Here is a 19,745-nt window from a genome sequence, read left to right as displayed (position 1 = left end):
GACGGCCCGCCTCCCTTCTGGGCTGGCCTGATTGGTGTGAAAAGGCCTGGTTGTGCGAATGGGCCTGGTTAGTGCTCGACGCCGACGATCGAGAGGTCGATGCCGCCGAAGAAGTAGCCCACTTGGGCGTTACGGATGTTGGAGCCCACCACACTGTTGGTGTGGCTGCGGACGAGCGGGATGATCGGGTAGGTCTTCAGGGCCTTGCCGAACGCCTCAGACCACTTCTTGCCGAGTTCTTCCGAAGTCCCGGCAGTGTTCCGAAGCTCGAACATGGCCTTCGAAATCTGCGGATCGAAGTAGCGCGAAGTGTTGGAGAAGCCGTAGCTGGTGCCGTCGTTGTTCGGTCCGAGGATGGGATCGGCTGAGGTACGCACTGACGCGGGGTCGGCGCCGCCACACCAGCCTGACCGTGCAATGTCCGGCAGCTGGTCACTGGCCAGCACGGAGTAGTAGTTCGGAGCCGGGATCGGCACGAGCTGGACGTCGATGCCCAGGGCCTTGAGGTTCTGCTGGATCACGGTGCCCGTGTTCTTGTAGGCGTCCCGGTTGTTGGCGTACCCGTAGGTGAGGGTCTTGGGGTAGCTCTTGCCTTCGAGGAGCTTCTTGGCTTCCTCCAGCTTGGGCTTGCCGGTGGGGTCGATCTCGAGGTCTTGGGCCACGTAGCCGCGCATCTTGGCGTTGAGCGGGGTCTGCGTGAGTTCGCCGAAGCGACGTCCGCCGTACTGGACCAGTATGGACTGACGGTCCAGCGCCAGGGCGATTGCCTTGCGGACATCTGGATCGGTGATCTTCTCTGTGTTGAGGCTGAGGACGTCGTTGCAACCGAGCAGTCCCGAAGCGACGCGGTCTTTGACCTGGGCATCGGCGAGTTTGGCTGAATCCGAGGTCTGCAGTGCACCGTTGGAGTCCAAGGTGAGGGCGTTGGGGTCGGAATTGGCCAGGAGCTGCTGGCTGATAGTGGCCTGCGACGTGGAGAGCGAGAAGCTGAAGGTGTCCGGAAGCGCCGAACGGTTGGGGTCGGTGGCCGGATCCCAGTTGGGGTTGCGGACCAGTTTGAGCGACTTTCCGCGGCTGTACGAATCGACCATGTACGGGCCCGAGGACACCGGGTGGTTGGTGTAGTCCAGCTTGGTGTCCTTGTCCTTCGGGACAGGGGAGGTGTTGGAACGGGAGGCCAGAGCCGGGAATTCGGCGAACGGCTTCTTCAAATGGAAGACGATGGTGCGTTCGTCGGGCGTTTCAACGGCCTTGAGGTCGGCCGAAGGATCCTTGTACGGCCCTTTGTAGCCGCCGGCGTCGAGCGCTGCGTTGAGCTCTTGCGGGGCCTGGGTGTAAACGTCTTGGGCGAAGGTGCGTTCGATGCCGTACTTGACGTCTGCGGACGTGATGGGGCGGCCGTCTTCGAACTTGACGCCCTTCTGGAGGGTGAACGTCCAGGTGAGTCCGTCCTTGGACACTTGGCCCGTGTCCGTGGCGAGGTCCGGAACGACGGTGGGCGGCTGGCCGGCAGTCTCCTTCGCCATGGTGAGGTTGCGGTAGTACAGCTGGCCGACGTTGGCCGTCTGGACGTAGTTGCTGTTGCCCGGATCCAGGGTTTGGAAGTCCGAGGACATCAGGACGTTGATGTTGCCGCCCTTGGTGGTGAAACCGGGCTTGACCACTTCGGGAGCCTGCTCGGTGCTGGAAGCGCCTGATGCAGCAGTTCCGGGCTGGTTCTGTCCCGCCGCGCAGCCTGTGGCAGCGGTGGTGATCAGCACGGCAAGGGCCAGCGCTCTGGTGGGGGTATTCATTGTGCTCCTCATAGGGGTCGGTGGAACGGAAATGAAGGGGGATTAGTGGCGGGATTCTTTGGGGTCCAGGGCATCCCGCACGGCGTCGCCGAGCAGGTTGAACGCCAGGACGGTGACGATGAGCATGGCGCCGGGGACTGCCAGGAACCAGGGATCGCTGAGGTACCAGTTGCCGGATTGGGCAGCGTTGAGCATCTGGCCCCACGACGGCGTCGGGTCCTTGACGCCGACGCCGAGGAAGGACAACGCGGCCTCGGCGGAGATGTTCGTGGGGATGAGCATGGTGGCGTAGACCAGCACGACGCCCATGACGTTGGGAATGATCTGCCGGAACAATACGCTCAGATGCGAGGCACCGAAGGACCGCGCAGCCTCGACGAACTCGCGCTCGCGGAGGCTCAGGACCTGGCCGCGGACGATGCGGGCGAGGTATGCCCAGCCGAAGAAGCCCAGAATGATCACGAGCGAAGCCATGGGAAGGAAGCTGCCTTGGCCCAGCGGGGTGTCGCGCAACCGTGACTGCAGGATGGGTGTCAGCGAAAGGACCAGCAGGAGGTGCGGGAAGGCAAGGAAGAGATCCATGATCCGGCTGATGATGGCGTCCGTCTTGCCGCCGAAGTAGCCCGCGGCTGCACCGATCACGGTTCCCAGGACCACGGAGACCGCGGTGGACAGCAGGGCAATAGTGAGGGATACCTGGCCACCGTAGGCGAGCCGTGCAAACAGGTCACGGCCCAGTCCGGGTTCCACGCCCAGCCAGTGGCTGGCCGAGGGGTACATGTATCCGGGGGGCGGCAACCCGGGAGTCTGGAGGTCGTCCAGGACATCGGGGCTGGTGTTGGACGTGAACGGATCGTTGCCTGACATGGCACTGAGCAGCGGGCCGAGGATGGCGAACAACATGATGGCCACCACCACGCAGAGGCTCAACAAGGCGATCTTGCTGCGACGGATCCGCAACCACGCGGTGGCCAGAAGCGACCGCGCCTCGGCGGTGGGTCTATTCGGGGCCGTACTGGGGGATGGACTCGCAGCCGTAGCTTCGACGGTGGACTGTAGCTGGGTCAACGGGGGTGCTCGATTCATGATCCAAGGAGTGGGCTCCGGACTTTTTGTATACCAAAAATAGACTAGAGTAGGTTCGATGGGATGTAAATCACAAATATCGCACTATCTGGAATACCAAACAGCTCTCTTTCCGTCCGTGTATGCTCGGGTGGAACGCAAGACGATGGGGAAGGGAAGGGTGGCCGAAGCCGATGCCCGAAACGTTGACAACCCGCGACGACGAAGCCCTGGCCGAACAGGTCTACCAGCTGGTTCTTGAGGGAATAGTGGCGGGGAGATTCGAACAGGGCGTGCGGCTGCGCGAACGGGAGCTCTCCGAGCTCTACAACGTTTCACGAATCCCCGTGCGGGAAGCTATCCAACGCCTCGAGCAGGATGGCTTCGTGGAAACCTTCCCGCGCCGGGGCGCAGTGGTGCGCCAATTGACGCTCACCGACGTCAATGAACTCTTCGACGTACGGCTCTGCCTGGAAACGTTCGCGGCCCGCATGGCGGCCGTCCGCGTCGCGGCGGGCGAACCGGGCGGCCGCCTGCAGGAACTCCTCGACGACACGAGGCAAGCGATCGACGACGACCGGACCGACGACGTCGTACGCCTCAGTGCGGCGTTCCACGCCGAAATCGTGCGGCTTTCCGGCAATCGGCTGCTGATCGAATCGGTCAAACCCTTGTTCGGCCGCATGCGCTGGATCTTCGGGCTCGCGCACAACCGCAGCAACGAACTCCAGCGCGACGAGCACATGGAACTGTGCAACGCCATCCTCGGCGGCAAGGCCGATCTCGCCTACACTCTGGCGTACTCCCACATCGAGCTCGGGCGTGAACCCGTGCTTAGGGGACTCGCACAGACGTTGGAGCCCTAAACCCCCGCGCTAGTCGTCGGAATCCGGGTATTCGTCCTCGTCGTACCGGGATTCCTCGGTTTCGGCTTCAAGGATCTTGAGCATCGCCGTGTCCGGATTGAGCATGATGGCAGCCTCGTCGCGCCGGTGGCGCAGGATGGTGTCCAAGTAGGACTGCACGGCTTCAGCCAAGGGGATGTGGCTGTCCTGCTTCTGGCTCATGTACCAGCGGTGTTCGAGGACTTCGTGGACCACTTCCGCCGGCTCAAGCTTGCCTGCGAGGTCGCGCGGGATGGACCGGACGATGGGCTCGAAGATCTGGCTGACCCAGGTATGGGCACTGATTTCTTCGTCCATGTCCGGGTTGTTGTCCGCCCGGAATGAATCCATGTCATTGAGCAGCCGGCGGGCCTGGTTCTCCTGGGCGTCCAGGCCCGTGAGGCGGAGCAACCGCCGCTGGTGGTGGCCGGCGTCGACGACCTTGGGCTGAAGCTGTATGGTGGAGCCGTCCGCCGTGGTCTTGATGGCGTATTCCTCGACGTCGAAGCCGAGTTCGTTGAGGCGGCGGATGCGCGCTCCGACGCGCCAGCGTTCACCGAGCTCGAACGATTCCTTTTCGGTGAGTTCGGCCCAGAGCCGGCGGTACGAGTCCATGATGAGCTCCGAAGTTGCCACCGGGTCCACCTTCTCCTCGATCAGGCCGCCTTCGAGTAGGTCCATGAGTTCCCCGGCGATGTTGACGCGGGCGATCTCCAGATCGTACTCACGCTGGCCCACCGACAGATCGGGGTACAGCTCGCCCGTCTCGGCATCCACGAGGTACGCGGCGAACGCGCCGGCGTCGCGGCGGAACAAGGTGTTGGACAAGGAAACGTCGCCCCAATAGAAACCGATCAGGTGCAGGCGCACCAGCAGCAGCGCCTGGGCGTCGATAAGCCTTGTGAGGGTGTCCCGGCGCAGCATCTGGGAGAAGAGCGCCCGGTATGGCATGGAGAACTTGAGGTGCCGGGTGACCAGCACGGGGTTCAGGGGCCTGCCGTCAACAGTGGTGCGGCCTGTGATGACCGCGACCGGCTCGACACAAGGCACATCCATTCGTGCGAGCTTGCGGAGCATGTGGTATTCGTGCCGGGCAACGTGCTCGGACGTTTCCTTGATGGCGATGACGGAGCCGGCCAGGTGCGCGAAACGGACGATGTGCCGGGAAATACCGCGCGGCAGGGCGGCCAGGTTCGCTGCAGGCCAGTCTTCGAGTGCAATGTGCCAGGGCAGGTCCAGTAGCTCGGGATCCGCTGCCGCGGCGGTGATGTTGAGGGATCCGATCACACCCGCCGGCGGAGCAATGTCATTGGCGCTGGCAGCCTCGGTGCGCGGGAGTTTGCCGATCTGCGCGTAGTCGGTGGGTTCGTCATGCCACTTGGCACCGCTTTGCTCGGTCATGGAGTCAATTCTTCCGTATTGAGGCTGCTGTTAACGACGACGGCGGCCCGTCCACTCGGAAGGGCCGCCGCCGCTAATGCGGTGGGGACTAGTCGCCCAGGCGCAGGCCCGACTTGGTGTCGAACAAGTGCACGTGGCCCGACTGCGGACGAACGAAGATGGACTCGCCCTTCATCGGGGGGCGGCGGCCGTCGACGCGGGCCACGATGTCGTGGCTCTTGCCATCAAGCGTGGTGTGGCCGTAGACGTAGGCGTCGGCGCCGAGCTCTTCGACGACGTCAACCTCAACTTCGAGGCCTTCGCCGGCACCAACGGTCTCGAGGTCTTCCGGACGGGAACCGAGCGTGACGGTCTTGCCGTGTGCCTCTTCGAGGACATCGTGCGGTACCGGGTAAACGGTGCCACCGAACTGGACCCCGCCGTCGACGACGGGCAGCTCGAGCAGGTTCATGGCGGGGGAGCCGATGAAGCCGGCAACGAAGACGTTCTTCGGGCGGTCGTACAGGTTGCGCGGGGTGTCTACCTGCTGCAGCAGGCCGTCCTTGAGAACGGCAACGCGGTCACCCATGGTCATGGCCTCGACCTGGTCGTGGGTCACGTAGACCGTGGTAACACCAAGGCGGCGGGTCAGGGATGCGATCTGCGTACGGGTCTGGACACGGAGCTTGGCGTCCAGGTTGGAAAGGGGCTCATCCATGAGGAAGACCTGCGGGTTACGGACGATTGCGCGGCCCATGGCAACGCGCTGACGCTGGCCACCGGAGAGCGCCTTCGGCTTGCGGTCCAGGTAAAGCTCGAGGTCAAGAAGCTTGGCTGCTTCGCGGACACGCTCGGCGCGCTCTTCCTTGGAGACGCCGGCGATCTTGAGTGCGAAGCCCATGTTGTCCGCGACCGTCATGTGCGGGTACAGAGCGTAGTTCTGGAAGACCATCGCGATGTCGCGGTCCTTCGGCGGGACGTCCGTGACGTCGCGGTCACCGATCAGAATGCGGCCGGAGTTCACATCCTCGAGGCCTGCGAGCATGCGCAGGGAGGTGGACTTACCGCAACCGGAGGGTCCAACGAGGACCAGGAATTCGCCATCGGCGATGTCGATGTTGAGCTTATCGACGGCGGGCTTATCTGTGCCCGGGTACAGACGCGTAGCGTTATCAAAAGTAACTGTTGCCACAGTTATCAATCCCTTCACCGGCAGGTACGTGCCGGACGATCCGTTGTGAATGGTTCATGTTTATTCAGTTGGACTCCCCGCCCTGGGCTGGGCCCGGGCAAGGGAGACTGAGTGACGCCGCACGGTTGTTGTGCGCCACATCACAACCAAGAGTATGGCAGCACCTCGGGTTATTCGCCTAAATGTTACGAACGTCACATGTGAGATGAGTCTCCCGAGACTTCGCGGCGACGTTCGCGAAGGACCGCCTCCAGGAGTTCGGCGACGTGGATAGGGGCTTCGACGCGGAACTCGGCCTGGGTGAAATCCAGTCCGACTTTCACCCCGACGTCGCCGGGGCCAAGCCTGCCGATCGCGTCCTCGTCCGTCACGTCGTCGCCGGCAAAAAGGATCCCGGTGGCGGAGGTGGCCTGGCGCAGGAACTCGACTGCCTCGCCTTTGGAGGAGTGAACTACGGAGGTCTCAAGGACCCGCTTGCCGTTCTTGAGGAAGACCCCCGGCCGGCCTTCGAGCACCGTCCGCGCGGCCGCGACGGCGTCCTCCGCCACGTCATCGGCGGCACGCCGGGTGTGGAGTACGACGCCGGCTGGCTTGTCTTCGAGGACTGTCCCCGGGGCTTCCCGCGAGATTCCGGCCAGGACCTCGCGGACTTCGGCGAGGAGACCCCTTTGGGCATCGTCGAGCCGGAGCTCCGCCGAGCCGGGGCCCATCCAGGCCTCTGCGCCGTGGCTGCCTATCAGCAGCGTGGCCTCAGGAGGCGAGGCGACCGCCCGCAGACTGGCCAGTGCCCGCCCGGAGATGAGCGCCGTCGTCGTCCTCGGAAGTTTGGCGAGTTCAGCGAAAGCGGCGGCTGAGCGCTGGAGCGGGCGCGCGGCGTCGGCGTGGTCCACGATCGGTGATATCGTGCCGTCAAAGTCCATGGCCACCAAGAGGTGGTCGGTTCGCGCGATCCTGCGGACGGCGTCGAGCAGTTCGGGCGTCAGGCTCAGCGGGGGAGTGGCTGCTGTCTCAGGAGTCATCGCGCACCACGGTTTCTGCCAGGGCCGAGAGGAATTCGGCTGACCAATGATCGACGTCGTGGTCGAGGATTTGCTTGCGCATGGACTTCATCCGGCGGCGTGATTCGTTCGGGGGCAGGTGCACGGCCCTCATGATGGTGTTCTTGAGTCCGTCGATGTCGTGCGGATTCATGAGGAGTGCTTGCTTGAGTTGATCGGCCGCGCCAGTGAATTCACTGAGGACCAACGCGCCCGTGTTGTTGGTCCGGGCCGTGACATATTCCTTCGCAACGAGGTTCATGCCGTCACGCAATGCCGTCACCAGCATGACGTCGGCCGCGAGATACAGGGCGACCATCTCCTCGATCGGGTAGCTGTGGTGGAGGTAGCGAACGGCGGTGTTCTGCATCGTGTCGTAGCTGCCGTTGATGTGGCCCACGGTGCCTTCAATTTCTTCACGCAGGAGCCTGTACTGCCGCACGCGCTCGCGGCTGGGGCTCGCCACCTGGATCAGTGTGGCGTCCTCCACGGTGAGCCGTCCTTCCTTGAGGAGTTCCTCAAAGGCCTTTAAACGGTGGGGAATGCCCTTGGTGTAGTCGAGGCGGTCCACGCCCAGGAGGATCGTTTTGGGGTTTCCGAGGTCCTCGCGGATCTGCCGGGCACGTTCGACGATGTCAGGGCGCTCAGCGAGTTCGCTGATCTGATCCACTGCGATGGAGATCGGGAAGGCCTGTGCGCGGGCAATATGGGTGATCCGGCCATCGGTTCCTTTGACGTGGATCTGTTGCTGTTTGACGCTTGCGCCAATGAAGCGGCGTGCCGAGCGCATGAAGTTTGCCGCGTCACTAGGGCGCTGGAAACCCACCAGGTCAGCGCCGAGCAGGCCTTCGATGATGGCCTGGCGCCACGGTAATTGGGCGAAGATCTCCGGAGGCGGGAACGGGATGTGGTTGAAGAACCCGATGCGCAGGTCCGGGCGCGCCTGGCGGAGCATACGTGGCACGAGCTGGAGCTGGTAGTCCTGTACCCACACAGTGGCTCCGTGGTCCGCGTGCTGGATGACCGCGTCGGCGAACCGCCGGTTGACCCGACGGTAGCTGTCCCACCATGTTCGGTGGAACTCCGGCGGGGCAATGACGTCGTGGTAGAGCGGCCAGAGGGTGGCGTTGGAGAAACCTTCGTAATAGAGCTCAACGTCGTCCGTGCTGAGGTCCACGGGAATCAGGTCCATGCCGCCGTGGCTGAAGGGTTCCAACGCTTCGTCCGGGGCGCCGTGCCAGCCCACCCACGCGCCGTCGGTCTTGGTCATCATCGGCGCAAGGGCAGTCACTAGCCCGCCGGGGGAGCGGCGCCAACCTTCCTCGCTGTTTTCCCCGTCATCGCTAGGGTAACGGTCCACCGGAAGGCGGTTGGAGACCACCATGAAATCGTGTTTCCGGGTCGGTGGAGCCTGTTTGCCTTCGGGTGCGCTGTCGATTTTTTCGCTTGCCGTTTCTTGCATTGCTGCCCCCTGGGGTTGCTTGTGACTCATCTCCCACCCTACCGGCGGGAATCATCAACGACACTTGCTCGTTCCTCAGACTGGAGTCGAAGACCCCAGCAAAGCTGCCGGTCTTCTCCCGTAAACTGGCCCCGTTGCCATTGCTACAACCAACGCCGTCGATCAATCACGAGGAACTGATGAGCCCCGCAAACGAACCACGCCTGTCCAAGGCAGAGCGCGCCGCCCAGGCCCGCGAAAAGGCCCGCGAGATCCGCGAAGCTCAGCTGAAGAAGGACAAGCGCAACAAGTTGCTCATCGGATGGGGCATTGTGGTTGCCGTCGTGGCGATCCTCGCGGTCATTGCCCTCGTGGTCACCCAGAACATTGCGAACAATGCCCCGATCGCCGAGCAGGGCCCGACGCCAGCCAACGCCAACGTGCACGGCGGCGTGACGCTGCTGAAGGACACCGATGTGACGAAGGTGGCCGCCGGCACCGTTAGCCTCGCATCGCTTCCGTCGGCCCCGGCCACCGCGCCGGCCACCGTGACCGCTCCCGGCGCCGAGGCTGAAGCTGGCAAACCGGTCAAGGTTGTGGCCTACATCGACTTCATCTGCCCTATCTGCAAGAACTTCGAGACCACGTACAGCCAGCAGCTGACCCAGTTGCGCAACGACGGCAAGATCACCCTGGAGTACCGTCCGTTCGGCTTCTTGGACGCCAGCTCCAGCACCAACTACTCTTCGCGCGCCGCCAACGCCGCAGCATGTGTGGCGAACACGTCACCTGACAAGTACTCGGCACTCGTGGACCTGTTGTACGCACAGCAGCCCGCCGAGGGCAGTGCGGGCATTTCGGACAACGACCTCAAGAAGTTGGCCACCCAAGCCGGATCGGCCAACATCGACTCCTGCATCGACAACAAGACGTACCGGCCGTTCGTCAAGGTGGTCACTCAGGAGGCCAAGAATATCGGGATCTCCGGCACGCCCACGGTCTTCATCGACGGCCAGCAATGGGACAACAAGGCGGACTTCATGACCGTCCTGAATGCAGCTGTCGCAGCGAAGAAGTAGTTATCGAGGCTTAGGCCTCCCGTCCGCTGGCCGGTGCCGGGTGCCGGCCCTCGCGGAATTTCCGTGGGCGGGAGGTCTTGGGCTACCCTTATCTAGCGCTCGCGCGCACCAGCCCCGGCTTGCCGGGGCATCAGTCCCGGTCCGCCGGGGCAGCCAGCTCCGGCGTGCCGGGGCGCGCCTCCTTAGCTCAGTTGGCCAGAGCACCGCTCTTGTAAAGCGGGGGTCGTCGGTTCGAATCCGACAGGGGGCTCTTAGTTTTGCTCTGACCTGCGGGTATGTTGATTCTGGTCAGAGCCATTTGAACTTTTTCGCTCCGGACTCACCTTTAACTCACCTAAATCAGATTTGGAGACCGGTCTTGCCAGGCGCTCCTGGTCCCCCGTTGGCTGCGTCGAAGGCGCCGAGCACGGCCCGTGTGTCGATCGCTTCTTTGTATTCCTCGACGTAGTGCTTTCGGGTCATTGACACCTTGGAGTGCCCTGCCTGGTAGGCGGCCGTTTCGGCGCCCATGGTCCGTGCGATGAGAGTCGCGTTGGCCTTGCGGAACGTTTTGAACGTCACCCACGAGTATCCGATTTCGTCTGCCGCTTTGCGCCAGGTCTTGCCGACATTGTTCGGATCGCACACCGTTCCTGTGGATGAGGGAAAGACCAAGTCCAAGGGATTCCCAGTGGCGTTGCTGCGTTGCCTGAGCTGTCGCCTCCGAAGCCACCCGGCGAGATTTGGCGGTATGGTCACGTAGCGGAATCCGTGCTCGGATTTTGGGTGGTCTTGAATGGTGACACCCCCGGTGGAAGTACGGATGACTGTGGCGTGGACGTGGACGGTCGGCGGGTCTGCCTCGAGGTCGACATCAGCCCAGGACAGTGCGAACAGTTCGCCTGGGCGTAGGCCTGTGGTGATGAGGACGTCGGCGATTTGGTGGAGTTCCTGGGGCCTCGTGCGGCCAAGCACCGATCCCTGTTCCCAAGCAATGAGCTTGGTCCTCAGATCCAGAAACTGTTCCGGATCCAGAGCTTGAGGCTTTGCCGCCCGACTTCTCGGGATAGAGATTCCTAGGACCGGATTGATGCTCACAGCGTCGTGGCGCAGCGCAATTTTGAACATCGACGACAACACGGCCCCGCAAGTGCGGGCCGTAGCGGGGCCGGCCGCGTCGACAACATTTCGAATGAAGTGATCCACGACGCCTGGCGTGGTCTCTCCAATGCGGACAGAGCCGATTCCAGGCAGAATGTACTTCTTGACGCTGAACGCGTACTTGTCTTTGGTCCGCGAGGCCTTGTCCGAGCGTTGCAGCTCTGCCAGGTAGACCTCTGAAAGGTCGCGGATCTGGTCTGTTGCGCTGATGAGGGCGTTGCCTTGGGTCTGCCTTTTTTGCAGTTTGATTTGGAGATTTCGCCGTGCCGCTGCGGCGGATGGTCCGCGGGCTTCGATTTTTCGCGTTTGCCCGTCGAGGTCCCGGTATCTGGCCCGTGCGCGCCAGCTTCTTGCTGTTGCCCGGTCAGTACGGATGAGACCCCATGTTCCGAGGGGTAGTGGGTACCTGCTCATTATCCCGTGCAGGTTTTGGGCCGGTTACGGCTCTGCGTGCAGCGACAGCCAGGCAACGAAGTCGCTTTGGCTGATTCGCAGGTGCCTGCCGATGCGGTATGCGTGTGGCCCGACGTGCTTGGCTCGCCACTGGTAGAAGGTCTGTTCGGGGATCTGTAGCTGTGCGCAGATCTCTTTCGGGGTGAGCCACTGTTGGTCAACCTCGACGGGCTGGTTGCGTTTGGGGGTCGTCGTCATTGGAGTCTCCGTCATCTTCGCGGGCTGGTCGTGGGTAGAGGGGCTGGCTGTGTTCCTATTCCATGGACGCGGAAGGACGAGGCGGCATGACTTTGCGGTGGAACCTCGCCGTCGCGACTTGACCCTGTGCTGTCCGGGGGAGGCGTCGTCACGGAATCGGTCCTTCTGACCGGTCTGTGCCCTCGGAACTGCGAGATGGTTCAGGCGACTCCGGACAAGGAAGAGTTCGAAGTCGCCTGCACCAACCACAACGGACTCCGGTGAGGGTTCCGGTCGCGGCGGCGGACGCCGGGTTCGCTTCGGACAGTTGTCGGAACATACTGAATGAATGCAAACAACCCGCGGCTTGGACAGGCTTGTTTTCTTCACGGATGCCGTGACGGCGATCGCCATCACCCTGCTCGTGCTGCCGCTGGTCGACTCCGTCACCCAGGCGGCCCACGACGGGTTGAGTGCCGGGCAATTCATCGGGAACAATTACGCGGCGATCTCTGGCTTCGCCTTGAGTTTCGTGGTGATCGCCCGGCTCTGGCTCGCCCACCATTCGACGTTCGAGCATGTCAGGTCCTACAGCAGTCCACTCCTGTTGCTCAACCTGTTTTGGGCGTTCACGGTGGTCGTGTTGCCGCTTCCGACGGAAATGGTGTCCCAGTTCAGGACTTCGCCCCTCTCGGTCGGCGTCTACATCGGGACGATGGCCGCGAGCAGCCTCACGCTCACGGCCATGACGCTCTTGATCCGGAAGCATCCGCAGCTCGAGATGGAAGAGAATCCCATGCCCGGCCGCGAAGTCTTCTCCAGCGCCGTTTCGACGATCGGGTTCTTCATCGCCCTGATCGTGGGAGTGCTCGTGCCGGCCATCAACTTCTACGCGCTGTTGATTATTTTGCTGACCGTCCCACTGCAGCGGGTCTACGATCGACGATCAGCTGCCGCGCGTCTGGCACCAGCCGCGCAATCATCCTAAGGCGGATCGGACCGGCCGAGAGGGGCAACGGAACCTGGAAGGTTCCGGGGTTTTTCGGTGGCACCGTGGGTCGCTGTGCGGGACGGGTGCTCCTCCGACAGATGAGGTGTCGAAATGGCGTGAGCGGTAACTTTTCGACTCGATGGCGGGGCCGAGTTCATGGAGCGCATGCTCGGCGCAGTCAGAGCTGCCAGCCGACATGGATAAGGCTTGCTTCTCGATAGATCGAGTCTTCTAACCAACCTTCAGGCTGTTGGTGCGCGGCGGGGCGATGCTCGGTCTTAACAATGAGCTCTTGGATGCTTTCGTATTGCGATTTTCGTTCCCACTCGAAGTCCGCCGGAACAGGCCCGAGCGGAAGGGGTGAGTCATCGAGGCCCCATCTGTCCCGGTAGGTAGCGACTCTGCCAATCACAGGGAGTGTGTCATCCAGACTCACGCTTGGCGGGAGATCCCGCAGGAGGTTTCCTTTCCATTCGGTGTCGTGCAGGAGTGCTTCGAAGGTGACTTTGTCTGCCCTGTCTTGTATTCGCTTCTGTGCCTGGCTGATCATGCTTGCGAGATCACGACGCTCGGTGTGAATTGGCTCAGTCAGGGGATCGGACCCGCTAGCGGGCATTCCGTTGAGGAAGCTGCGGAGCCGGGTATGGATGACCGCGGTGGGGTCTTTTGCCGCTGTGCTTGTCTCCAACGCCTTGGCGACGATCCGCTGAGCACCTGGACGGCTGATGCCCGTGGACCGGCGCCAGGCTGCCACCGTCGGTCCCCACGATGGAGATTTTTGCAGTTCTTCAACCTTCGCTGGGCTGTGCACCTTGAGGAACTTGGTCAGGTCTTCGGCGGCTGCGATCTGGGCGAGGTAGTTGTATTCGGCGCTGAGCCGTTCCAGGCTGTAGGCGCTGGACTGTTCGGCGTCGCGGACTTCGTGGGCGGTTCGTTCGGCGCCTTCGGCGGCGAGCACTTCGGCGAGGATCTCCTGCCATTGCGGTTGCAGGGAGGGGTCCAGCGGTTCGTGGTCGGTGGGGTCGTTTTCGCCGACGTACGCGTAATTGCCGCCGCGTCCGCGCGTCATGCTGACGTAGAGAAGCTCGCGTGTGAGACGTCCTTGGGTGACGACGATGTGGCCGGTGTCGACCGTGATTCCTTGGGAGCGGTGGGCAGTGGTCGCGTATCCCAGTTCCACGGCCGACTCGACATACTCGCGGTGCAGTGTGACGATGGCGCCGGTGTCCCTCCGGACCGCCACCAGGGAGCCGTCGCGCTTGACTGCACGCACGACCTCGAGCAGAGTGCCGTTGCGGATGAAGTCACCGTTGCTATCGGCAACGGTGCGGTCGTTGCGGCGAGCGATGACCGTGTCACCGCGCCCGGCACACAGCGTGTCCGCCAGAAGTGCTGTCTGTTCGGCGTCCACAAGACCCTGGATCACGCGGTCCGCCTGGGCTCGTTCGTTGAGCATGCTGACCGTGTCGTTGTCGGCGGCAATAAGAATGGACGACCTTCCCACACGGATGTCGGACTGCCACTGCAGATACGCCTGACCGACCATGTCCAGATAGGTTCCATGCCGGATCCGTTGATGCTGCTCGTAATCGCCGATGGCGGCGACGTCCCCGGCACGGAGCTTCAACGAGGCATCCCGTTCCCAGGCGTTCTCGAAGCGCCAGATGGTGCTCAACCGGGCGGTCTTGCCCTGGCGGTCCAGCCAGCCCAGGACACCGCCGGCGTCGATGGCATCCAGCTGCCCGGGATCGCCCACCAATAGGATCTTTGTTCCGGCGTCCCGGGCCTGTTCCACAAGCGCGGCGAGCTGAAGGGTCGACACCATCGAGGCCTCGTCGACGACAACCAGCTGGTTCGAATGGAAACGCCACCGGTCCTGCTCGGCAGAGAGCCAAGCGGCTTTCTGTGCGAGCAGAGCGGTCTGCGGGCTTGACTTAGCCACAGGATTGGTGAGCCGCCGCTCCGCATCGAAGAACCGCTCAGCCCGGCGACTGGCCCCCTCACCGGCGGACTCGTACAGCCACTTGGCGACATTCTCCGCGACCATGGACAGCTCCCGCCCGAGAACCTCGGCGCTCGCCGCCGCGGGCGCCAGTCCGACGACGCTGCCGGGACCGAACTCTGCTTCCCAGGCTGCCTTGACCGCGCCGAGGGCGGTGGTCTTGCCGGTTCCGGCGGGTCCGACGACGGCGTCGAGCCGGTTCCCGCTCAGCAGGATCTCGGCGGCGGCGGCCCGCTGGTCCTCGTGCAGCCCGAATTTGCCGTGGTGCTGGTAGCCCGTGAGTTCATCCATGGCGACCATTGGCCGGACGGCGGGGCCGCCGTCGTCGTTCCTTGCTTCCATGGCGGTCTCCTCGCACGCGAGGGTGGTGGCGTCGGTGTAGAGGCGGGAGCCGTGGAAGTCGAAGACGCTCCGCCTGCCGAGACGCAGATCGGGCCGCGCGTCCGCGGGGACGCCGTAGCGGTAGTCGTTGAGCGGGACCGATTGGGCCTCGGCGGCGGTGGCGACGGCGTCGATCAGGGCGTCGCGGTCCTCCGGTGTGTGGCAGCGGATCGCGGCGCAGACCCGTTCGGCTTCCGCGAGGAGGTTCCACCGGTTCCAGGTCGCGCGCTTGGCCGCAACCCGCTCCCGCGTCAGTGAGGCGGCGGGGTCGACCCAGTCGTGGGTGAAGTCTGACGAGCGGAAAGGAGCGGTCCGGGATCGCCGAACCGTGTCGGCCAGCACGAATTCGGGGTCGAAACCTTGGGCGACGGCCCGTGCCCGCCACTGTGCGGAGAGCTCACGGAGCGGCGCAATGATGTCGGCTTTGGGGGTGCGGGTGGAGAGGGTTGCCTGCTGGCGGAGCTTGATGGTGGTTGTCGCCGTTGGGGGCGTGCCGCGGGCCGCGGTCCATTCCGCGACGAGCCGGTCGGTTTCCTGATCGATAAGGCGAGAGCGGTGGGAGAACTCGCGGATCAGAGTGTCGTCGACGCCTGTGAGTTGCGCACTCGGGCTGTGCGTGGTGGTTGCGGGTTCGCGGATGTCGGTGTCGGTCCCGAGGCGGCGGTGGAGGGCGTCGAAGAGCAGTCCGTTGTAGTGTTCGCTGGCAGCGACGGCGGCCTTGTAGAGGGTCCGGGAGTCGAGGGTGACCCAGGCGCCGTCGGTGATCCGCTGGACGCGGTTGGCGATGACCAGGTGCGTGTGCAGCTGCGGGTCCCCGGCGCGCGACTCCCAATGATCAAAGGCGGCGGCGATGGCTCCCGTGGTGCCGATGCGGGCAACGCCATTGCGTCCGGATCTTGTGTGGATGACGGACTCTTCCAACCATTCCAGGGTGGCGGTGACGGCGTCGTGATGGGTTTGCAGGATCTGGTCTTGGAGGGTCCGTGGGCTCAGCGCCCAGAGCACGGACACTGATTTGGGGACGCTGAACGTCAGATCGAATCCGGCGACAGCGCGGCGTGTGCCGGCTTGTCCCTGGCTGTTTTGGACGAGTGTGGGTTGGCCGTGCGGGCGGCCCAGGGGAGCGCCGGTGTCCGGATGGACAGTTTCGTCGAAGATGGCTTTGGCATCGGTTTCGGTGACTGGGTCGCCGCAGGCTCGGGTGATGCCGCCCAGGCCGCTACCGAGCCAGCGCCCCTGCGGTGTCCCGGCCTTCATGTAGTAGCTTGTGGTGTCCGGGGGAGTCGGCGACACATCATCCATCATCGTGGTCTTGAACAGGTACCTCAGACCCGACTGCGCGGAGAGTCTGGCGATGGACATGGTCATGGCCGTCTCCGTGTCCGCCGTCGGCGGTCTCGCTGCCCGTTGCCGCAGGTCGTAGAGCAGAATCGCTGCGAGGTGCGAGACTGTTCGAAGTCTTGACCACATTCACCGCAAGTCTTCCCGTTCACGTCGGTTCATCAACGACGAGCCCGCCTGCTACATGACACACCGTGAGCCGATGCTCACGGCTCTAGCCTTGGGTGCCAGAGGTGTAAATGATGCGGAAGTTCCTTCTGAGGGCAGAGGGATGACAATTGTTGTGCCGCTTGGCGACGTCTACTTACATTGGTGCGGGTGAGCCCGTAGAAGTAAATGACGCGGGATTCTTGGGTGTGCCGGACTTTCGCCGTAGAGCACGTGGGTCAGTCCTAAGACACGCTGGGACTCAGCCTGCCCCCATTCGCCGCCCCGGAATTCGGGCCGGATTGTCTCGAGAGATCAGCGCCCTTGGTCAACGGGCGTGGGGCGCGTTTTTGACCGTCTGGTTGGGGTATACCCCAGACTGACGTCAGGCATGATCCCGAACTACATGTCAGAATGAAGTCCATATTTCCATTTATTGACACATGCTGCCCAGGGTCTTAGATTTCATCCTGACAGTTCCAATAATGGAGGTAACGTGAGCGGTCAGCGTTTGGGATACATCCGGGTCAGCAGCCTGGATCAGAGTACACAGCGCCAGCTCGAGGACATCCAATTGGGCAGGGTATTCACCGACAAGGCATCGGGCAAAGACGTGAAGCGGCCCCAGCTTGAGGAACTCCTGAAGTTCGCCCGCGACGGAGACACCGTGATCGTGCACAGCATGGACCGGTTGGCACGCAACCTCGATGACCTGCGCTCCCTCGTGCAAAAATTGACCGGCCGGGGCGTACGCATCGAGTTCCTCGAGGAAAGCCTTGTCTTCACAGGGGAAGACTCACCACTGGCGAACCTCATGCTCTCCGTCATGGGCGCCTTCGCGGAATTCGAGCGCGCCCTCATCGGCGAACGCCAACGCGAAGGCATAACCCTGGCCAAAAAACGCGGAGCCTACCGGGGACGCAAGAAAGCCCTGTCCACCGAAAAAGCTGCCGACCTGGCCCGCCGCGCCGCGGCCGGGGAACCAAAAGCCGCCCTGGCCCGCGAATACGGAATCAGCCGCCAAACCGTTTACCAATACATCCACCCGACCGGCTGACTCGCACCGGGGTTATCGACCCCTAGATTGCCCCTGAAGACACCGTCAGGAGTACCAGGCCTTGATCGGCTGGCTGGCATACCTCAAAGGCCAGTCCTCGGTCGCGGCAGATCATTTCGCCGCCGCCCTCGCGGACACGCCCGGCTACCGGCTCGCTGAACTGATGGATCAGCTCGTCAGCCGGGGAACCATCGCCCCCGTCGCCAAGGACGAGCACACCTCCTACAAGAAGCACCGCTAAAAGAAACCGGGGGCCGGAACCGTTCAAGGTCCGGCCCCCGGCGCGGCGGCGGCCTCCCCCGCTGGCGCTCCTCCGGCCGCCGATCAACGCTGACGCGGGCGCAGCACCCAGAACAACGTCCAAGCACCCCCGCCGGGCTACAGTGGAAAGGCAACAGCCACCACGCATGCCAGGGAGCGGCACCATGAGCCACGACTTCATCCTCACGGACGACGACGCCGCACCAGCCGGCGCTACCCACGCCCAGGACGTCCTCGAACTGTCCATGCTCACCCTGCACCAGGGTTCCTCCGTCGTGGACCTCTCCTGGGAAAAATCACCGCTGGACCAATAACGCCGCAGCAACGACGCTGCACCACCAGGTTTCCTTTTGCTGAGGGAAAAACTGAGGCCGGCCCCTAAAGGGCCGGCCTCAGCCCCTTAAAGCTGCTCAAAAAGGGCCTCGCTGCGCTCGGGCTGTAAAAGCGCTTTTTGTGTTTTTTGCTGCTGTCCTGCGGATCGTACGTGCCCGCTCCACCGGCTCAACCGTCCTGCGGACGGCGGCGCACCGGATGCCTTGTGTCGGCGCTGCGCCTATTTCCTCCCACAATCCGTCCGCTGCTTGCCCTGCGGGTTGCACCGGCTCCGTCGGGCACAGCTACGCGATGCTCCGCCAGCAGCAAAAAACAACCGGGGGAGAAGGGGAGCTGGCCGGTCACCTCAGCCGCCCCCGCCCACCGAAAGGACCAAGCCCATGAGCAACACCAAAACGCACAAATCCCAAGCAACAACACCGACCGCGAGGGACCCCATCCCATAGCCGGACACCCGAGGAATCCGTTGACAACATCATTGAGATTCCTTCGGATTGTACGTGTCCGCTCCACCCCGTCTAATACGAAAGTAAGGGTGGTCAGGCTGCGTTGGCGGCGGTGATGGTGACGTTGAATCCGAGGCTCTTGAGTTTCTTGATGGCGTTGTTCTTGGCTTTGATCGGGTCCAGGCGGGTGAAGTGGTCGGCGCCGGGGTCGGCGTAGCATTCGCCGTTGGCGAGCATGTGCCAGACGGCGGTGAGGATGGAGTGTTCGACGGCCACGGTGGCTTTCATGGGTCCGCGGCGGGCGGCGACGCGCCAGTATTTTGTGGCCAGGTAGGTGTCCTTGCTCCGGGAAGCGGACAGGGCCGCGATGCCCAGGGCGCCTTTGAGGTATTTGTTGCCGGGCAGGATGTGGCTGACTTGATCCGTCCGGCGGATTCGTTGGCGCCGGGACAGACGCCGGTCCAGGAAGCGAGCCGGCCGGGTGTTTCGAAGCGGGACATGTCCGCGCCGGTTTCGGCGATGATCACGTCGGCGACTTTGAGTGAGACTGCGGGGATGGTGGCCAGGAATTCCCTGGCGGCACGAAAGGGCTCCATCGCTTCCTCGATCCGTCCGGTGAGCGCGTCGATGATGCGGGACTGGGCATCGATCTGGTCCAGATGCAACCGGGCCATGAACGCGTGGTGGCTTTTGAAGCGGCCGGTGAGGGCCTCCACGAGCTCGGGGATTCTGGAGCGGAGGGTGCCTTTGGCGAGGCCGGCGAGGACCTCTGGGTCGCGTTCACCGCTGACGAGGGCTTCGAGCATCGCCCGGGACGAAACACCGGTGAGGTCCGAGACCACGGAGGAGCGCTTGATCCCGGAGCCTTCTAGTGGTGTGTCTCCAAAATAGTTGATGCTTTGAGTGTTAACCTTGTCGTATGGCGAATATTGCTCGTGCTTTGGTGGTCACGGATGCTCAACGCACACTGCTCGAGACGCTTTCCAGGTCTCAGGTGGCGTCCCATCGGGAGGTGCAGCGTGCCCAGGTTTTGTTGATGGCCGCGGAGGGGTTGGCCAATGAGTCAATCGCGAAACTCACGGGAACGAGCCCGGGGACGGTCAGGTCCTGGCGGGACCGGTTTGCGGCTGAGGGCCTGGCCCACC

General features: G+C 63.3%; 18 protein-coding genes and 1 tRNA gene. 8 read left to right on the top strand and 11 right to left on the bottom strand.

Features of this window, described 5'->3' with window-relative positions; all coding sequences use genetic code 11:
• Positions 1-68: 68 nt before the first annotated feature.
• Together AC4CS3_RS22920 and AC4CS3_RS22915 are read right to left on the bottom strand one after the other, a co-directional pair.
• Entirely contained in the window at positions 69-1,793 is a 1,725-nt protein-coding gene (locus tag AC4CS3_RS22920) for an ABC transporter substrate-binding protein (protein WP_490785376.1), read from the bottom strand.
• 42 nt (positions 1,794-1,835) lie between these two features.
• Positions 1,836-2,879 (bottom strand): ABC transporter permease, encoded by a 1,044-nt coding sequence (locus tag AC4CS3_RS22915; protein WP_490785375.1) that lies wholly within the window; start codon positions 2,877-2,879, stop codon positions 1,836-1,838.
• Between the two features lie 173 nt (positions 2,880-3,052).
• Here AC4CS3_RS22915 and AC4CS3_RS22910 point away from each other — a divergent pair, with 173 nt between their 5' ends.
• The gene (locus AC4CS3_RS22910; RefSeq protein ID WP_490785374.1) at positions 3,053-3,724 is read left to right on the top strand and encodes a GntR family transcriptional regulator; all 672 of its coding nucleotides are present in this window, start codon (positions 3,053-3,055) and stop codon (positions 3,722-3,724) included.
• A gap of 9 nt (positions 3,725-3,733) precedes the next feature.
• Here the strand turns inward: AC4CS3_RS22910 and AC4CS3_RS22905 are convergent, their stop codons facing one another.
• The 4 genes from AC4CS3_RS22905 to AC4CS3_RS22890 form a co-directional block, all read right to left on the bottom strand.
• Positions 3,734-5,143 carry a DUF4032 domain-containing protein gene (locus AC4CS3_RS22905; protein WP_437772462.1) on the bottom strand — a complete coding sequence of 470 codons (1,410 nt, stop codon included), beginning with the start codon at positions 5,141-5,143 and terminating at the stop codon, positions 3,734-3,736.
• Between the two features lie 88 nt (positions 5,144-5,231).
• Positions 5,232-6,314 carry an ABC transporter ATP-binding protein gene (locus AC4CS3_RS22900; RefSeq protein WP_234751365.1) on the bottom strand — a complete coding sequence of 361 codons (1,083 nt, stop codon included), beginning with the start codon at positions 6,312-6,314 and terminating at the stop codon, positions 5,232-5,234.
• A 194-nt stretch (positions 6,315-6,508) separates the two neighbouring features.
• Positions 6,509-7,333, bottom strand: coding sequence for a trehalose-phosphatase (gene otsB / locus AC4CS3_RS22895; RefSeq protein ID WP_490785373.1), 825 nt, complete (start codon positions 7,331-7,333; stop codon positions 6,509-6,511).
• Entirely contained in the window at positions 7,323-8,813 is a 1,491-nt protein-coding gene (locus tag AC4CS3_RS22890; protein ID WP_490785372.1) for an alpha,alpha-trehalose-phosphate synthase (UDP-forming), read from the bottom strand. The genes otsB and AC4CS3_RS22890 overlap by 11 nt, the downstream gene beginning before the upstream one ends.
• A gap of 179 nt (positions 8,814-8,992) precedes the next feature.
• On the opposite strand from AC4CS3_RS22890, the gene AC4CS3_RS22885 reads away from it, so the two are divergent.
• The gene (locus AC4CS3_RS22885; protein ID WP_490785371.1) at positions 8,993-9,871 is read left to right on the top strand and encodes a DsbA family protein; all 879 of its coding nucleotides are present in this window, start codon (positions 8,993-8,995) and stop codon (positions 9,869-9,871) included.
• 176 nt (positions 9,872-10,047) lie between these two features.
• Positions 10,048-10,121 (top strand) — tRNA-Thr (locus tag AC4CS3_RS22880).
• 89 nt (positions 10,122-10,210) lie between these two features.
• Here AC4CS3_RS22880 and AC4CS3_RS22875 read toward each other — a convergent pair.
• Positions 10,211-11,425 (bottom strand): site-specific integrase, encoded by a 1,215-nt coding sequence (locus AC4CS3_RS22875; protein WP_490785370.1) that lies wholly within the window; start codon positions 11,423-11,425, stop codon positions 10,211-10,213.
• A gap of 24 nt (positions 11,426-11,449) precedes the next feature.
• Positions 11,450-11,662 (bottom strand): helix-turn-helix domain-containing protein, encoded by a 213-nt coding sequence (locus AC4CS3_RS22870; protein WP_284762635.1) that lies wholly within the window; start codon positions 11,660-11,662, stop codon positions 11,450-11,452.
• A gap of 328 nt (positions 11,663-11,990) precedes the next feature.
• Between AC4CS3_RS22870 and AC4CS3_RS22865 the strand changes: the two genes are divergently transcribed.
• The gene (locus AC4CS3_RS22865) at positions 11,991-12,629 is read left to right on the top strand and encodes a TMEM175 family protein (protein WP_490785369.1); all 639 of its coding nucleotides are present in this window, start codon (positions 11,991-11,993) and stop codon (positions 12,627-12,629) included.
• Positions 12,630-12,810: 181 nt separating this feature from the next.
• Here AC4CS3_RS22865 and mobF read toward each other — a convergent pair whose 3' ends face one another.
• The gene (gene mobF, locus AC4CS3_RS22860) at positions 12,811-16,383 is read right to left on the bottom strand and encodes a MobF family relaxase (RefSeq protein ID WP_490785368.1); all 3,573 of its coding nucleotides are present in this window, start codon (positions 16,381-16,383) and stop codon (positions 12,811-12,813) included.
• Between the two features lie 616 nt (positions 16,384-16,999).
• Here mobF and AC4CS3_RS22855 point away from each other — a divergent pair.
• The 3 genes from AC4CS3_RS22855 to AC4CS3_RS22845 all read left to right on the top strand — a co-directional run bounded on the left by AC4CS3_RS22855 (position 17,000) and on the right by AC4CS3_RS22845 (position 18,135).
• Positions 17,000-17,560 carry a recombinase family protein gene (locus AC4CS3_RS22855; RefSeq protein WP_234754792.1) on the top strand — a complete coding sequence of 187 codons (561 nt, stop codon included), beginning with the start codon at positions 17,000-17,002 and terminating at the stop codon, positions 17,558-17,560.
• A 61-nt stretch (positions 17,561-17,621) separates the two neighbouring features.
• A complete protein-coding gene (locus tag AC4CS3_RS22850; protein ID WP_234754790.1) occupies positions 17,622-17,801 on the top strand; it encodes a DUF4192 family protein in 180 nt (59 codons plus the stop codon).
• A 184-nt stretch (positions 17,802-17,985) separates the two neighbouring features.
• On the top strand, positions 17,986-18,135 hold the full coding sequence (locus AC4CS3_RS22845) for a hypothetical protein (RefSeq protein ID WP_234754788.1): 150 nt from the start codon (positions 17,986-17,988) through the stop codon (positions 18,133-18,135).
• Between the two features lie 558 nt (positions 18,136-18,693).
• Here AC4CS3_RS22845 and AC4CS3_RS22840 read toward each other — a convergent pair.
• Both AC4CS3_RS22840 and AC4CS3_RS22835 read right to left on the bottom strand, forming a co-directional pair.
• Positions 18,694-18,888: a hypothetical protein gene (locus tag AC4CS3_RS22840; protein WP_490785367.1), complete on the bottom strand. Its 195-nt coding sequence runs from the start codon at positions 18,886-18,888 to the stop codon at positions 18,694-18,696.
• Positions 18,885-19,442, bottom strand: coding sequence for a transposase (locus tag AC4CS3_RS22835; protein WP_490785366.1), 558 nt, complete (start codon positions 19,440-19,442; stop codon positions 18,885-18,887). Before AC4CS3_RS22835 ends, AC4CS3_RS22840 begins: the two co-directional genes overlap by 4 nt.
• A 77-nt stretch (positions 19,443-19,519) precedes the next feature.
• On the opposite strand from AC4CS3_RS22835, the gene AC4CS3_RS22830 reads away from it, so the two are divergent.
• The coding region (locus tag AC4CS3_RS22830) for a helix-turn-helix domain-containing protein (protein WP_490785365.1) at positions 19,520-19,745 on the top strand (226 nt) is incomplete at its 3' end.

The organism is Arthrobacter sp. SE2, assembly GCF_058244265.1.
This window is presented reverse-complemented; position numbering and strand designations above follow the sequence as displayed.